14 protein-coding genes are annotated in these 13,571 nt (G+C 63.9%); 3 read left to right on the forward strand and 11 right to left on the reverse strand.

The window, feature by feature from the left end:
- Positions 1–49: 49 nt before the first annotated feature.
- From IEY28_RS12805 to IEY28_RS12825, 5 genes are all read right to left on the reverse strand, one after another.
- On the reverse strand, positions 50–844 hold the full coding sequence (locus tag IEY28_RS12805; RefSeq protein ID WP_188998214.1) for a CBS pair associated ParBc domain-containing protein: 795 nt from the start codon (positions 842–844) through the stop codon (positions 50–52).
- 38 nt (positions 845–882) lie between these two features.
- Positions 883–2,403 (reverse strand): DHH family phosphoesterase, encoded by a 1,521-nt coding sequence (locus tag IEY28_RS12810; RefSeq protein ID WP_188998217.1) that lies wholly within the window; start codon positions 2,401–2,403, stop codon positions 883–885.
- 35 nt (positions 2,404–2,438) lie between these two features.
- Complete coding sequence (gene lrpA1, locus IEY28_RS12815; protein WP_166971261.1) at positions 2,439–2,867, reverse strand: HTH-type transcriptional regulator LrpA1; 429 nt, start codon at positions 2,865–2,867, stop codon at positions 2,439–2,441.
- A 98-nt stretch (positions 2,868–2,965) separates the two neighbouring features.
- The gene (locus IEY28_RS12820; RefSeq protein WP_188998220.1) at positions 2,966–3,904 is read right to left on the reverse strand and encodes a thiamine pyrophosphate-dependent enzyme; all 939 of its coding nucleotides are present in this window, start codon (positions 3,902–3,904) and stop codon (positions 2,966–2,968) included.
- A 2-nt stretch (positions 3,905–3,906) separates the two neighbouring features.
- Positions 3,907–5,805 (reverse strand): 2-oxoacid:acceptor oxidoreductase subunit alpha, encoded by a 1,899-nt coding sequence (locus tag IEY28_RS12825; RefSeq protein ID WP_188998223.1) that lies wholly within the window; start codon positions 5,803–5,805, stop codon positions 3,907–3,909.
- 216 nt (positions 5,806–6,021) lie between these two features.
- Here IEY28_RS12825 and IEY28_RS12830 point away from each other — a divergent pair, with 216 nt between their 5' ends.
- Complete coding sequence (locus IEY28_RS12830) at positions 6,022–6,741, forward strand: DICT sensory domain-containing protein (RefSeq protein ID WP_188998226.1); 720 nt, start codon at positions 6,022–6,024, stop codon at positions 6,739–6,741.
- A gap of 133 nt (positions 6,742–6,874) precedes the next feature.
- Positions 6,875–7,051, forward strand: a complete 177-nt coding sequence (locus tag IEY28_RS12835) for a hypothetical protein (protein ID WP_166971269.1) — start codon at positions 6,875–6,877, stop codon at positions 7,049–7,051.
- A gap of 4 nt (positions 7,052–7,055) precedes the next feature.
- On the opposite strand, the gene IEY28_RS12840 is transcribed toward IEY28_RS12835, so the two are convergent.
- Positions 7,056–7,841, reverse strand: coding sequence for an N-acyl homoserine lactonase family protein (locus IEY28_RS12840; protein WP_188998230.1), 786 nt, complete (start codon positions 7,839–7,841; stop codon positions 7,056–7,058).
- A gap of 104 nt (positions 7,842–7,945) precedes the next feature.
- Positions 7,946–9,100, reverse strand: a complete 1,155-nt coding sequence (locus IEY28_RS12845) for an acyl-CoA dehydrogenase family protein (RefSeq protein ID WP_188998233.1) — start codon at positions 9,098–9,100, stop codon at positions 7,946–7,948.
- Between the two features lie 127 nt (positions 9,101–9,227).
- On the opposite strand from IEY28_RS12845, the gene IEY28_RS12850 reads away from it, so the two are divergent.
- Positions 9,228–10,004, forward strand: coding sequence for a DUF6517 family protein (locus IEY28_RS12850; protein ID WP_188998240.1), 777 nt, complete (start codon positions 9,228–9,230; stop codon positions 10,002–10,004).
- Between the two features lie 23 nt (positions 10,005–10,027).
- Here the strand turns inward: IEY28_RS12850 and IEY28_RS12855 are convergent, their stop codons facing one another.
- The 4 genes from IEY28_RS12855 to IEY28_RS12870 form a co-directional block, all read right to left on the reverse strand.
- Complete coding sequence (locus tag IEY28_RS12855; RefSeq protein ID WP_188998244.1) at positions 10,028–11,680, reverse strand: long-chain fatty acid--CoA ligase; 1,653 nt, start codon at positions 11,678–11,680, stop codon at positions 10,028–10,030.
- A 73-nt stretch (positions 11,681–11,753) separates the two neighbouring features.
- Positions 11,754–12,356 (reverse strand): chemotaxis protein CheC, encoded by a 603-nt coding sequence (locus tag IEY28_RS12860; RefSeq protein ID WP_166971279.1) that lies wholly within the window; start codon positions 12,354–12,356, stop codon positions 11,754–11,756.
- 80 nt (positions 12,357–12,436) lie between these two features.
- Positions 12,437–12,829: a DUF8048 family protein gene (locus IEY28_RS12865; protein ID WP_188998247.1), complete on the reverse strand. Its 393-nt coding sequence runs from the start codon at positions 12,827–12,829 to the stop codon at positions 12,437–12,439.
- Positions 12,830–12,897: 68 nt separating this feature from the next.
- The gene (locus IEY28_RS12870) at positions 12,898–13,566 is read right to left on the reverse strand and encodes an O-methyltransferase (RefSeq protein WP_188998252.1); all 669 of its coding nucleotides are present in this window, start codon (positions 13,564–13,566) and stop codon (positions 12,898–12,900) included.
- Positions 13,567–13,571 lie beyond the last annotated feature (5 nt).

The following is a 13,571-nucleotide window of genomic DNA, read 5'->3' on the forward strand; positions in this document are numbered from 1 at the left end:
TCGTCCGGATGCCCTCGTGAAAACGGCTATACTGTCAGCAAAACGTCCGTTACTCGTCCTGTAACCGCTGTGTCGTCTCGACCAGTGGATGCCGGGCGTAATCGACGACTTCGATATCGTCGATGCGTTCGAGGTCGGAGTTGGCGGCCGTCTCCGCCATGCCGAGTTCGACGGGCCCGTCGAGGACGATGACGTAGGCGTCCATCCGGTCGACACCGAGACGGTCGGCCGCTTTCACTCGGTGGTGGCCGTCGGCGAGCAACAGGTCGCCGCCGTTGTCGATGACGACCAGCGGTTCGGCCAGTCCCCGTTCGAGTTCGTAGACTCGGCCTTCCAGTTCGTCGGCGTACACCGTCTTCTGTGTCGGCGTCAGATCGGCCAACTCGACTTCGCGCCGCTCCTCGTGGGTGGTGATGCCGTGGATGTTCTCCAGCGTGCGACCGAGTTTCTCCACCTTGTCCGGGGTCGCGCGCTCTATCTGCGAGCGGATGACGTCCGCGTTGGAGATGATGCCGACGAGGTGGCCCGCGTCGTCGACGACCGGGAGTTTCTGGATGCCAGACCGGAGGATGACGCGGGCGGCGTCCTGTACCGCCATGTCCGGGTGGGCGACGAGGATGTCGCCGCTCATCACCCGGAACATCGGTTCGTGGTCGTCCGCCAGCAGGAGGTCACGCGCACTGACAAAGCCCTCGACGCGTCGTCCGTCGGTCACCGGGAAGCCACTGAACTCGTCGCTCTCGGCGATACGGGTCGCGACCTCGTCGACTGTGTCGTCGAGTTCGACGGTGGCTACCTCCCGTGTCATGTACTCGCCGACCGTCGGTCGACTCGGGTCGTCCATCACCCCGGAATTGACCGGGAGTGGTGAAAAAGTCTCGGCTACTCCTCGTCGTCGCCCGGCGAATTCTCGACTGGTTCCGGCACGATTTCGGCGTACGTCTCCGGCCCGTACTCCGAGGTTCCGTAGACGCTGCCGAGCAACCGGTGGGAACGAGATTGTACCGCTTCGAGGAACCGGTCGTTGACGACCGACCGGACGATGTCGTGGAGTGACTCGTCCCGGTCGTCGATGGCGTCGAGTACGCCCAGCGTTATCTGGGCGCCGGCCATGTCGGCGTGGCCCCCTGCGGACCCGATCTGGCCGAAGGCGTCTCGCAGGGCCTCCCCGAGGTCGATGTCGGCGCCGCGTGCTCTCGCAGAGGCGAAGATCGTCCCGTCGATGACGCCGTACACCATCGTCGCCTGCACGTCCTCTAAGTCGAGGAGTCTGTCTGCGGCCTGTGCCAGTGCGTCGCGGTCGCCGAGTTCGCCGACGCAACTCAACAGCACCGACCCCTCTTTCTCCCGGTTGTCGATGGCTCGGCCGATGACTGTCAGCGTCTCGGCGCTGACACTCGGGTCCTCGATGCGCTGGAGGGCTTCCATGTCCGCCCGGGGGACGAGGTGGGCGGCGGCCTCGAAGTCCTCGACCGAGACTTCTCGGCGGAAGTCTTTCGTGTCGACTCGGATGCCAAAGAGCAGTCCCGTCGCGATCGGGTCCGGGATGTCGACGCCGAACCGCTGGAAGTAATCGACCAGTAGCGTACTAGTCGCCCCCACGGCGCTCCGTAGGTCGACGTAGCGGGCCTCGACCGGGAGACGCGGTGGGTGGTGGTCGATGACGATATCGACGGCGAGGTCCTCGGGCAACTGGTCGTTGACGCCGGGTCTGGAGTGGTCGACGAGTGCGAACCCGTCGTACTCCGCCAGTGCGTCCGCGTCCTCCGCTGTCAGGTTCACGAGGTCGTACTCCAGTAAGTTCACGAACGCACGGTTCTCCTGATGGGAGATGTCGCCGTAGTAGCAAATGGAGACGGTACAGCCTGCCCGTTCCGCGAGTTCTCCCAGCGCGACGGCGCTGGCGATGGCGTCCGGGTCCGGGTTGTCGTGGGCGAAGATAGCGAGGTGGCCGTCGATGTCCCGAAGGACCCGCTGTAGTTGGCGGACCCGCGTTCCTTCGGCCCCGACAGTCTGGTTGAGGGCGTCGACGACGACCGCCTCGGCGTCTACGACTCGGTCGGCGACCCGCTCGAGGGTCGCTCGCTGGTCGGGCGTCGCTTCATACCCCGTATAACACAGGACGAACGCGTCTGGAAACAGTGTCTCGACGGTCTCTGCGGCGACGGTGTTGACTGCTGGGTCGTCCGTCGCGACGGCGACGGTGTCCGGGTCGATGTCGATACCGGCGAGCGTCGCGCGGTCGGCCGGGTCGGCCACCGTCACGGCGATGTCGTCGGTCCGCAGTGTCTCGGCGCGATGTTCGTCGTCGGTGACGACGTGGAGCGGGCGGTGGCTAACGCTTGCGGCGTCGATGAGCGCCAGTGCAGTCGAACCAGCTCCAAGCACCAACCGAGACGGCATGGGTTCTGGTCCGCTCTGGAGCGTCTAAAAACCCGTTACTTCAGTCGTTCCTGCAGGAACGACGGGTGAGCCGCTGTGACGCCGTCGAGCGCGAGTATCTCGTCTTCGATGACCGCCGCCAGCGAGTCGCCGTCCGTCGCGCGGACTTCGGCCATCAACATGTGGTCGCCACTGGAAGTGTACAGCGACTCGACGGCGTCGATGCCTTTCAGCTTTCGCGTGGCCTCGACGTAGCGTTCGCTCGCGACGTCGATACCGACCATCGCGATGGACTGGCCCGCGAGTTTCTTCGGGTCGACGTCGGCTGAGTAGCCGACGATGACGCCCTCCTCTTCGAGTTTCTTGATGTACTTGCGGACCGTCGGCTTCGAGACGTCGGCCCGGTTCGCTATCTCTGCGTAGGATGCCTGAGCATCGTCCTCTAGGACCGACAGGATTCGACGCTCCGTAGACTCGGCACTCATGTACGTTTCTTTTCCATGGACGAAAAAATATCTTCCGAACCAGAAACCCGGTTTCGAGCGCCCCGAGAAACGGTACGGGGAGGCCCGGACCGAGGTGGTTACTTGTGGTGTTCGAGGAGGTTGTCGTAGGTCCGCTCCCACTCCGCGTCCTCGTCGAAGTACCGCTCTGCGAGCGGTTCTTCCGGCATCTCGCCGATGGCGCGCTTCTCCTGTCCGTAGGAGGGGCGGGCGTCCTCGACGTACATCCGGCCGGTCAGGACCTCACCCTCGTACAGTCGTTCCTCGGTCTTGCGCATCATCTCGGCGGCTTCGACGCGGTCCGAGACGTCGAAGTCGAACTCGTCAGACTGCTGGACGTCCGTGTACGGGACGTAGTGTTTCGCGTCCTTGTTCCAGGTCGGACACTGGGTCAGGAAGTCGATGTGTGCGAAGCCGTCGTGTTCGATGGCCTCGGCGATTATCTCCTTCGCCTGGTTGGGGTTGACGGCTGCAGTCCGGGCGATGTAGGTCGCGCCGGCGTTGAGCGATTGGCTGAGCGGTCGGATGGGCGACTTCGCCGAGCCGTGAGGCTGGGTCTTGGACTTGTGACCCTTCGGCGACGTCGGCGACGTCTGGCCCTTGGTGAGCCCGAAAATCTCGTTGTTGAACACGATATACGTCATATCGTGGTTCTCACGGGCCGTGTGGATGAGGTGGTTCCCACCGATACCGTAGCCGTCACCGTCACCGCCGGCGGCGATGACCTCCAGTTCGGGGTTGGCCAGTTTCGCGGCCCGGGCGACGGGCAGCGAGCGGCCGTGGATGGTGTGGAACCCGTAGCTGTTGAAGTAGCTGTTGAGCTTCCCGGAACAGCCGATACCCGTAAACAGCGCGACTTCGTCGGGGTTCCTCCCGACCTCGGGCATGGCCTGTTTCAGCGCCTTGAGGACGCCGAAGTCACCACAGCCCGGACACCACGTCGCTTGCGGTTCGATGCCGGGTGTGAACTCGTCACGGTCGATCTCGCGTTCTTCGCCGATTGCGCTGAATGCACTCATGGTTAGTCACCCGCTGCGGGGAGGTACTTCATGTTGGTCGCGGCGAGGTCCTCGCCGTTGATACTGGACTCGAACCCGTCGACGATCTCGGCGGGTTCGAACGGGTTGCCGTTGTACTTGAGGAGGCTCGACAGCTTATCGCCGTACTTGCCGATCTCCTTCTGGGTCAGCCCGCGGAACTGGGCCGTGGCGTTCATCTCGACGACGAGCGCTTCGTCGACGGAGTCGAGCCACTCGCTGACCTCTTCGACGGGGTAGGGCATCATGTCGGAGACGCCCAGCGCCTTCACGGAGTGGCCGTTCTCGTTGAGGCGGTCGACGGCCTCGAAGACGGTGTCCTGCTGGCTGCCCCAGACGAGGATCCCGTACTCCGCGTCGTCCGGCCCGTAGTAGGCCTGATGACTCGCGTTCTCGTCGAGGTCGGCGCGGATGTCGTCGAGCTTGTTCAGCCGACGGTTCATCTGGGCGATGCGGTTCTCGGGGTCCTCGCTGATGTGGCCCGAGGGGTTGTGTTCGTTACCCGTCGCGAGGTAGCGCCCGTCCTTCTGCCCGGGGACCGAGCGCGGACTGACGTTCGAGCCGTCCTCCGGTTCGTGGAGGAAGCGCTGGAACTTGCCCGAGGAGTGGTGGGCCGCGTCCTGAATCTCCTCTTCGGTCAGGACCGACCCGGGGTCGGCGTTTGGCTCCTCGTCGAAGTGGCTCGCCGGCAGGTTCCGGAGTTCGCCCTGTATCTTCTGGTCGTAGACGACGATGGCCGGAATCTGGTACTCGTAGGCGATGCGGAACGCGGCGCGCGTCTGCGTGTAACACTCGCGGATGTTCGCGGGCGCGAACACGACGCGAGCGGAGTCACCCTGTGAGGTGTACAGGACGTGTTCGAGGTCGGCCTGTTCGGGCTTGGTCGGCATCCCGGTCGACGGACCGGCACGCATCGCTTCGACCAGCACGATAGGCGTCTCGGTCATCTCGGCCAACCCGAGCGGTTCGGACATCAGCGCGAAGCCCCCACCGGACGATCCGGACATGGACTTCACGCCGGCGTGGGACGCACCCAGCGCCAGTGCCGCCGCGGCGATTTCGTCCTCGACCTGTTCGGAGATACCGCCGAACTCCGGCAGGTGTTGGGACATGATGGTGAAGACGTCGGTCCACGGGGTCATCGGGTACCCCGAGATGAACCGACAGCCCTCGTCGAGCGCGCCGTAGGAGATGGCGTTCGACCCGGAGAGGATGACCTGCTCCTCGTCGTGGGTGCTCTCGGGAACCTCGATGTCGTGGTCGATGTCGAGTTCGGCCGCCGCGTCGTAGGCGTCCTGCAGAACGTTGAGGTTGGCCTCCTGCATGTCGCCGGCCATGTTCTGCTCGATGAGTTCCTCGAACTCCGCCGTGTCGATGTCGAGGATGGCGGCGGTCGCACCGATACCGGCCGTGTTCCGCATGATCTCGCGGCCGTGCTCCTTGGCGATGCCGCGGAGGTCCATCGGAACGACGTGCCAGTCGTTCTCCTCGGCGGCCTCTTCGAGTTCGATTTCGTCGACGTCCTCCTCGTCGAGGAGGCCCTCGTCGTACAGGAGGACGCCGCCCTCGCGGAGGTCGTCGAAGTTCTCGTACAGTGGCTTCAGTTCCTCTTTGCCGTAGTAGGCCTCTTCCTGCGGGTTCCGGGCGAACGAGTCACCCAGTGCCAGCAGGAAGTTGTAGCCGTCGCCGCGCGACTGGACGGGTTCGTCCTTCGCGCGTACCTCTACGTACGTGTGGCCGCCCCGGATGCGCGACGGGTAGTGACGATGTGTGAAAACGTGAAGTCCCGAACGCATCAGGGCCTTCGCGAAGTTCTGGCTGGTCGAGTCGATTCCGTCACCGGAACCGCCAGCGATTCGCCAGATTAGTTCATTGTCTGTCATGGTGAAATCCTCGGCCCCAGCTCTGGTGCCGTACCGGGAAATTGGGGGGCCACGACTAAAGATTTTCCACTACATCAAGGTTCATTAATCGTGATTAATGAGGGCTGTGACTCAGTTTTGTGGCGGAAACGTCGAAAGGAAGAGCCCCCTGTGAGAGGCCGAAACTGTCGGTCGTCGCAAGGCCTAAACCGGTCGCTCACCACACTCTTCGTGTGAATGTCGCTCACGGAACTTATCGCCGGGGTTGAACATCACGAGAAAACACTCACCGTGTTCAACGCCGACGAATCGACTGCCGCCGAACTGCGCGAGCAGTTCGCCGACCGGAACGTCCGGGTCGTCACGGAGCGGACGGAGAGCGGACGCCCCGGAGAGTTTCTCACGCTGAGCGACGACGACGGCGTCGTCACCGCGACGGATCTCGATGCGTTCTACGACGCCTTGGAGACGCGCGACCGGCACCTCACCGCCGACGAACGGCCGTACCGGTCCATCCTCGACCACCTCGACGAGACCATGTTCACCTCGTGGTCCATCGAACGGATGGTCGCGGCCTCCCGCGAGATAGAGGACCGGGCGTGGCGCGTCGGCGAGGGGGCCCTGTACGCCGGCTTCCAGACCCTCTCGACGCTGAAGGGCGAACTCGACCTTTACGAACGCCTCGGCGAGTCCGCCGTCGACGTCCACGCCTACGCCGTGCCGGACGTAGACCCACCCGAACGGAGCGCCTTCACGCTCCACCTCGAACGGAGCGACGAGATAGCCGACTCGTGGTTCGTCGTCTTCGACGGCGGGGGCGACCCCAGCCAGAAGTGCGCCCTGTTGGCCGAGGAACGCGAGCCACGGCAGTTCTACGGCTTCTGGACCTACGACGAGGATACGGTCGACTGGATAATCGAGCATCTGGAGTCGAGTTACGGGTTCGTAGAGCAGTAGGGAGACGCCGAGCATGGCGAGGGGTCTCCGACCGCGAACGGGGAACGTAGTGACCCGTGAGTTAGCGAGGGGCGCGTGACGAAGGGAACGCGGCCCTCGAAGCGAAGCGGAGAGGGAAACGAACCGAGAACAGATGGACACCGATCCCGACACGTACCGAATCGAAGCGACCGGCCAGCGAGTGAACGCGCTCGAACTGGACCTGCACCTGTTTTTCGGCGTCTGGAGCGCGGTAGACCGGACCGACGACGTGTGGACGGTGCGGACCGAGGACGGTGCGGAACTGACGCTCGTCCCCGTCGACGGCTAGCGGCCTACGCGAGGGCTTCGAACACCGAGAGGTCGTGGCCCAGAAGGACCTCGGCACCCGTCTGACGCTGGACGTTCTGGCACCGCGCCAGACTCTCCTTCCACGCGCCGTTGTTCCAGAGCAGACTGGTCGCCATCGGCTGGCCGTCGTAGTTGGCCGTGACGTAGGCCTCGTCGCCGACGACCAGCAAGGGGTCGCTCGGTCTGTCGACGAGCGCACCCAGCAGGCCCGGCGTGTGGCCGGGGAGGTGGAGCAGTTCGACGCCGTCGGCGAGGTGGTAGCTGTCGCCGTGGACTATCTGCCAGTTCAGGTCGTGGTCGAAGTCGCTGGCGAGGTAGGCGATAGAGCCCTCGTCGGTCTTCGCGCTGTAGTACGCGAAGGGGAGTTCCTCCCGGTGGACGTAGATGGGGGTGTCCGTGCCGGCGAAGTTGTAGAGGCCGCCGGCGTGGTCCAGATGGAGGTGGCTCATCACGACGGCGTCGATGTCTTCGATGCCGTAGCCCACGGCCCCGAGGTCGTCGGACAGCGAGTGCTCGGCGGCGTCGACGTGGGCGAACGCCTCGTACAGCGGTTCGGGCCAGTAGCCGTCGCCGGCCTCGGGATGCGACCCAGTGTCCCAGAGAATCGTCTGGTTTGGCGTCTCTATGACGAGGTTCCAGACGACGTACGTCTCGTACTCGTGGTCGGGGTCGTGGTCCGACGCCGTCGCGACGCTGGTACCGTCGACGACGAAGTTGCGGTCGGCCTGTACCCGCCCGCGGTCCACGAACGTGACGCTGATATCGTCCATGGTAGATGTAGGAGCTCTGAAAGCAAAAACGCGGCGTGAGACGTGCACACACGATCGAGCATTCGTCACCGTTACCACCCGACGGCGACGGATTCGGGTCGGCCCTACTGCGGGGCCTGTCGGTAGATGAGGTTGCGCTGGATGTCGTTTGCGCCCTCGTAGATGACCGGGATGCGTACGTCGCGATAGACCCGGGAGATGCGGTTCTCGGTCAGCACCGAGCGACCGCCGTGGAGTTGCATCCCCTTCTCGGCACAGTCGGTGGCCGCTTCGGTGGCCTCGGTCTTTGCGAGGGCCGCCCAGTAGCCGGCGTTCTCCTGATTTGCGACCCGCTCTGCGGCGTCCCACGTGAGCGAGCGGGCCGACTGGAAGGCCAGATGCATATCGGCGAGTTTGTGCTGGACGGCCTGGAACTCGTCGACGGTCTTGCCGAACGCCTCGCGGTTGTGGACGAAGTCCCAGGCCTCCTCGATGGCGGCCGCCGCGAGGCCGACACCGTGGCCCGCGACGACGACGCGGCCGTGGTTGAAAAACTCCGCGAGCATGTAGAACCCGGCGCCCTCGACGCCGACGATGTTCTCCTCGGGGATGCGACAGTCCTCCAGAACGATGTGGCCCTGTTTCGACGCTCGGAACCCCATCTTCTCCGGGATGTGTTCGGCGTGGTAGCCGGGAGCGTCGGTCGGGACGATGAACATCGAGTAGTTGCCGTAGCGGTTGTTCGGGTCGTCGCCCGTCTTCGCGTAGAGGGTGAGCCAGTCGGCTTCGACGGCGTTGCCGATCCAGTACTTCTCGCCGTTGATGACCCACTCGTCACCGTCTTTCTCGGCGCTGGTTGTCATCCCGGCGAGGTCGCTCCCCGTCTCGGGTTCGGAGACGGCGAGACCGGTAATCTGGTCGTTCTGGGCGACGGGCCGGAGGAACTCCTCGTGTTGCCAGTCGGCGCCGTGTTCCTCGACGATCTCCGCACCGAAACTCGCTAGCTGGAGCGTCAGGGCGATGCCGGCGTCGGCCTTGTAGAACTCTTCGGCGATGGCGAGCATCTGCTGTAGGTCGTACCCCTTCCCACCGACCGCCTCGCCGAGGTCCTGTGCGACGAGGCCGGCGTCCATCCCCGCTTCGAGAATGTCGTGTGGATACTCCCCGGATTCGTAGTAGTCGGCGGCGTTAGGCGCGATGTGTTCCTCCGCGAACTCCCGTGCCTCCTGCTTGACGTCGAGTGCGTGGTCCGGAACCGGGTACTCAGAGAGTAACTCCATAGGGATTATCATGGATGGTGTCACCATATACCTCGTGGAACTCACAGAAACCCCTCTGAAGTTGTTTTCCCGAAGTTCCTGATAATTGGGCCAGCATGCTTTTTGATGGTACCAACGAGGCAACGATATGGATCGACGTGACTATCTGGCCGTCGGAGCGAGCGTCGGCGCCGCCGCAATGAGCGGGTGTTCGTCCTTCTTTGCGGCCGCAGAGACGCCGAAGCCGTCGGTTCCCTCCGACCGACTCGAATCGGGCGGTTGGGAGCAATCCGGAGAGAACAGCGGCACCGTCCTCGAAGAGTCGTACGGACCGGTGACCCTGCAAGCGGTCCAGCACACCCTCCAGTATCAGGACGTGGCACTGCAACAGACGGTCGCCGACAGGACGCTCGGGCGGATGGAGACGGCGCTGTCGGTTTGGTTCGCATCGCGCATCGATTTCAGTCCGAATCTGGACAACCTTCCGGCGGGTGTCGGGCAGGCACAAATCGTCGATCAGGTGCAGGCCAACGCCCGCGACCAGTTCGAACGGCAGATGGAAAATCAGGGGCTAACGAGCATCGAGCGGACTGGAACCGGGAGCGTCGATATCGACACCGGGGAGACAGCCGAGACGGTGAATCTCGGAGCCGTCTACCCGTTCGAGGGCATCAGCTTCGACATCAGCGAGACCGAGCGCGTCGAGATACCACCCACAGATATCGGAATCAGCGCGATACTGGCGGTGTGGCACCACGGGGACTACGTGCTGGTGTCCGGCGGCGCCTACCCCGAAGAGAACTTCGAGCAGAGCATCGACAGCGACCTGAGCGAGGGCATCAGCGTCACCGTCGACATCGACCTCGGTCTGGAACCGGAGGCATACCGCAAGGAAGTGCGCTCGCTGGTCGCCGGCGTCCAGTGAGACGGCCGTCGAAGGACTGTGGCTTACTCCGGTGACGCGTCCTCGGGAACGCGGCCTTCGACGAGCGATTCGTCGGCGTATTCCTCACGCAACGCCTGTTTGTTGAACTTCCCCGTCGCCGTCTTCGGCACTTCGTCGATGATGACGACGTTGTCCGGCACCCACCACTTGGGGTACTCTTCGAGGATGTGTTCGCGCAACTCGTCGGCCAGCGAGTCGGCGTCTGCGTCCTCGGTCGGGACGACGAGGGCGAGCGGTCGTTCTTGCCAGCGCTCGTGGGGGACGCCGATGACCGCCGCCTCCGAGACGTGGTCGTGGGCCATCAGCGCGTTCTCCAGTTCCTGTGAAGAGATCCACTCGCCACCGCTCTTGATGACGTCTTTCGCCCGGTCGACGATCTTGATGTAGCCGTCCTCGTCGACGGAGACGACGTCTCCGGTCTTCAGGAAGCCGTCCTCGAACTCTGACTCGTTGGCTTCGGGACGCTTGAAGTACTCGGTCGTGACCCACGGGCCGCGAATCTGGAGTTCGCCGAACGCTTCGCCGTCGTGTGGGACCTCGTCGCCGTCGTCGTCGATGACTCGATACTCCAGTCCGGGCGCGATAAGCCCCTGTTTCGACCGCTTCTGGAGTTGCGTCTCGTAGTCGGCGTCTTCGAGGTCCGATTTGAGATGGGCGACGGCTCCCACCGGTGCCGTCTCCGTCATCCCCCACGCGTGGACGAGTTCGACGTCGTGGTCGTCGAAGAAGCGAATCATCGCCTCCGGCGCGGCGCTTCCGCCGACGACGAGTCGCTCGAGCGAGGAGAGATCCACGTCGTTTTCCTTGACGTACTCCATCAGGCCGAGCCACACCGTCGGGACGCCGGCGGTGACAGTGACGCCCTCCTCTTCGATGAGGTGAGCGAGATCCGCCGGTTCTGGCTGGGGGCCGGGGTAGACGTGTTTGGCACCGCCGGCCGTCGCCGAGAACGGCAGGCCCCACGCGTTGACGTGGAACATCGGGACGACGGGCATCATCACGTCGTCGTCGGAAAGCGGAATCCCCTGCGGGGACTGGATGGCCATCGTGTGACTCCACAGCATCTGCTGGGTGTACTCGACGCCTTTCGGTCGGCCCGTCGTCCCGGAGGTGTAACACAGCCCCGCGGGGCGGTCCTCTTCGAGGTCTGGCCAGTCGTAGGTCGTCGGCTGGTCGCCGACGAACGACTCGTAGGCGACCGCGTCCAACTCCGTGTCCGGGACCGACTCCCCCATCACTACGAAACGCTCGACGGATTCGAACGGTTCGGCGTCGTCTGCCACTGCGCCTTCGAGTTTCGGCAGGAGCGACTGGTCGACGAAGATGGTCCGGTCCTGTGCGTTCTCGACGATGTACTGGATGTGCTTATCCGGCAGGAGCGGATTGATAGTGTGAAGTTGGGCTCCCATCCCCGGTATCCCGAAGTACGTCTCGAAGTGCCGGTGGTGGTTCCAGCAGAACGTTCCGATTCGCTCGCCGTCGCCGTAGCCCGCCGCGTCCAGCGCGTTGGCTAACTGGGCGGCCCGGTCGGCGAACTCGTCGTAGTCGTAGCGGACGATACCCTCGTGTGTACGAGAGACGATTTCCGTGTCCGGGTACAGTTGGTCCGCGCGCCACAGGAAGGGTCGCAGGGTCTGAGCTGAGCCACCTGGCATACCGTGTGGATAGAGCGCATACTACAAGAAAGCAAGTAAATTAATCGTGAGGGAATAGCAGTTGTTTCTCGTCTCAGACCTCGATCTGTTGCATCAGGTCGACCAGTTCCTCGAGTTCGGGGAACGTGTACACCTTCACGTTGATGTCGGCGTCGAGCGCGTGCACCCGCGAGTCGAACATCAGCGCCATCTCGTTGTCTCGGTCCCCGACCAACTGGTCGACCATCCCGCTACCGGGACCGAACGTGAAGTTCGGCGTCGAGATGTCGATGGTCGTCTCTAAGACGTTCGCCCACCCGTCGATGAACCCGCTTGTCATGATGTTGCCGATCTCCTGAATCGCCGACCGCTCCATGTCGGTGAAGCCGTTCGCGTTGGGGTCCGTCTCGCCCATGTCGCCGATCATACCGTGTGCGAGGTCCTTCGCGTTTCGGGCGTTGAACAGAAAGAGGATGTGGCCGTGGGGTTTCTCGACCATCTCGATGCTGATGCCGATCTGCTTCTCGTCGCCGACGTGGGTCTTGATGTCCGGAATGTCGATGAAGTTGATCTTCGTTATCTCCATTTCCGTCTCCATCCCAGTCATCTGACTCAGGTGGTTGGCGACGGTATTTCCCCCTTCCTTGGCCATCTGATTGAACAGCCCGAGCTTCCGGATATCTATCATCAAACTCATGTGTGGTCGGTTGGCGCTGACTTGCCGGGCCTGCCACATAAGCTATGCACCCCCATTTTCGCAGGCGAGAATGAGAGCCGTCAGAACTGTTCGGCCGTGTCGATACCGACCACGACGCCCTCCTCGCGGGGTCCAAAGTGGTCGTCGCCGCGCACCGACTTCGCAAACAGGAGTCTGGCCTGTTCGGTGTGGGAGTAGCGGACGGCGGCCTCGGTGGTGGACTCGAAGTCGAACTCGTCGAGGAAGTCGTCCCAGACGGGTTCCTCGACGCGGTACGCACGGACGCCGCCCTCCGTGACGTACTCCGTGGTACGTTCGAGGTTCGAGTGTCGGCCGATGAGTTCGGCGTGGAGGATGTCGAGTGCCCCCACCAACCGGTCTGTCTCCATCTCGGCTTTCTCGGCCGTCCGGTCGATGACGGCACCGTCTAGCCCGAACACGTCCGCCGTGGAATCCGAACCACTCTCTGCCATGGTGTACGTGAACTATCGACACGGACACGAATCATTCTTCGGGTCGGCCGAGCCGATGGCATGAATTTTCAGGCCACCCTCACGCTCACGGCGACGCCTTCGCCCAGCGGTAACAACCCCGTCTCGAAGTCCGGGTCGTCCCGCACCCGTTCGAGATAGGTCGCGATGCCGCGACTCGTCGCGTTGGCGTCCACGTCCTCGCCGGCGAGGAGCGCTCGAACCGCCTCGAAGTCCAGCGTTCCGGCCTCGACGACGTTGTCGGCGGCGACGACGCCGCCGACCGGCACCTTCTCTCGGACGGCCGCGAACGCCTCGGCGTACCGGTCATTCTCGTTGTCTATCAGCACCACGTCGAAGGGGCCGTCGTACGTCTCGACCACCTCGATGGCGTCGCCGTGTTCGAACGACGCCCGGTCGGCGTAGCCCCCGCGTGCGAGGAACTCCCGGGCCTCGTCGAGTTCGTCGGCGTCGATCTCCGTCAGCACGATGTCGCCGTCGGCGGGGATCGCCGGGGCCATCCAGTACGCCGAGTAGCCAAAGCCAGAGCCGAACTCGAAGACGCGGTCGGCGTCGGTCATGCGGGCGAGCATCCTGAGCCACCCCCCGACGGCGGGCCCGACCGTCGGAAACCCCTCGCGGTCGGCCTTTTTATCCATCTCGGCGATGACCTCGTCTCGGTCGGGGGCCAGCGTTCGGGCGAACTGTTCGGTCACGTCCGGCAGCGGCGTCTCGTCCATAGGGA

The organism is Haloarcula pellucida (assembly GCF_014647235.1).
GTDB classification, from domain to species: Archaea; Halobacteriota; Halobacteria; order Halobacteriales; family Haloarculaceae; genus Haloarcula; species Haloarcula pellucida.

Bases quoted from the DNA above. Each gene is read 5' to 3' on its own strand.
- IEY28_RS12840 (WP_188998230.1), bottom strand. From the start codon at position 7,841: ATGGACGATATCAGCGTCACGTTCGTGGACCGCGGGCGGGTACAGGCC.
- IEY28_RS12835 (WP_166971269.1), top strand. From the start codon at position 6,875: ATGGACACCGATCCCGACACGTACCGAATCGAAGCGACCGGCCAGCGA.
- IEY28_RS12860 (WP_166971279.1), bottom strand. From the start codon at position 12,356: ATGAGTTTGATGATAGATATCCGGAAGCTCGGGCTGTTCAATCAGATG.
- IEY28_RS12805 (WP_188998214.1), bottom strand. From the start codon at position 844: ATGGACGACCCGAGTCGACCGACGGTCGGCGAGTACATGACACGGGAG.
- IEY28_RS12870 (WP_188998252.1), bottom strand. From the start codon at position 13,566: ATGGACGAGACGCCGCTGCCGGACGTGACCGAACAGTTCGCCCGAACG.
- IEY28_RS12820 (WP_188998220.1), bottom strand. From the start codon at position 3,904: ATGAGTGCATTCAGCGCAATCGGCGAAGAACGCGAGATCGACCGTGAC.
- IEY28_RS12830 (WP_188998226.1), top strand. From the start codon at position 6,022: ATGTCGCTCACGGAACTTATCGCCGGGGTTGAACATCACGAGAAAACA.
- lrpA1 (WP_166971261.1), bottom strand. From the start codon at position 2,867: ATGAGTGCCGAGTCTACGGAGCGTCGAATCCTGTCGGTCCTAGAGGAC.
- IEY28_RS12855 (WP_188998244.1), bottom strand. From the start codon at position 11,680: ATGCCAGGTGGCTCAGCTCAGACCCTGCGACCCTTCCTGTGGCGCGCG.
- IEY28_RS12810 (WP_188998217.1), bottom strand. From the start codon at position 2,403: ATGCCGTCTCGGTTGGTGCTTGGAGCTGGTTCGACTGCACTGGCGCTC.
- IEY28_RS12850 (WP_188998240.1), top strand. From the start codon at position 9,228: ATGGATCGACGTGACTATCTGGCCGTCGGAGCGAGCGTCGGCGCCGCC.
- IEY28_RS12825 (WP_188998223.1), bottom strand. From the start codon at position 5,805: ATGACAGACAATGAACTAATCTGGCGAATCGCTGGCGGTTCCGGTGAC.
- IEY28_RS12845 (WP_188998233.1), bottom strand. From the start codon at position 9,100: ATGGAGTTACTCTCTGAGTACCCGGTTCCGGACCACGCACTCGACGTC.
- IEY28_RS12865 (WP_188998247.1), bottom strand. From the start codon at position 12,829: ATGGCAGAGAGTGGTTCGGATTCCACGGCGGACGTGTTCGGGCTAGAC.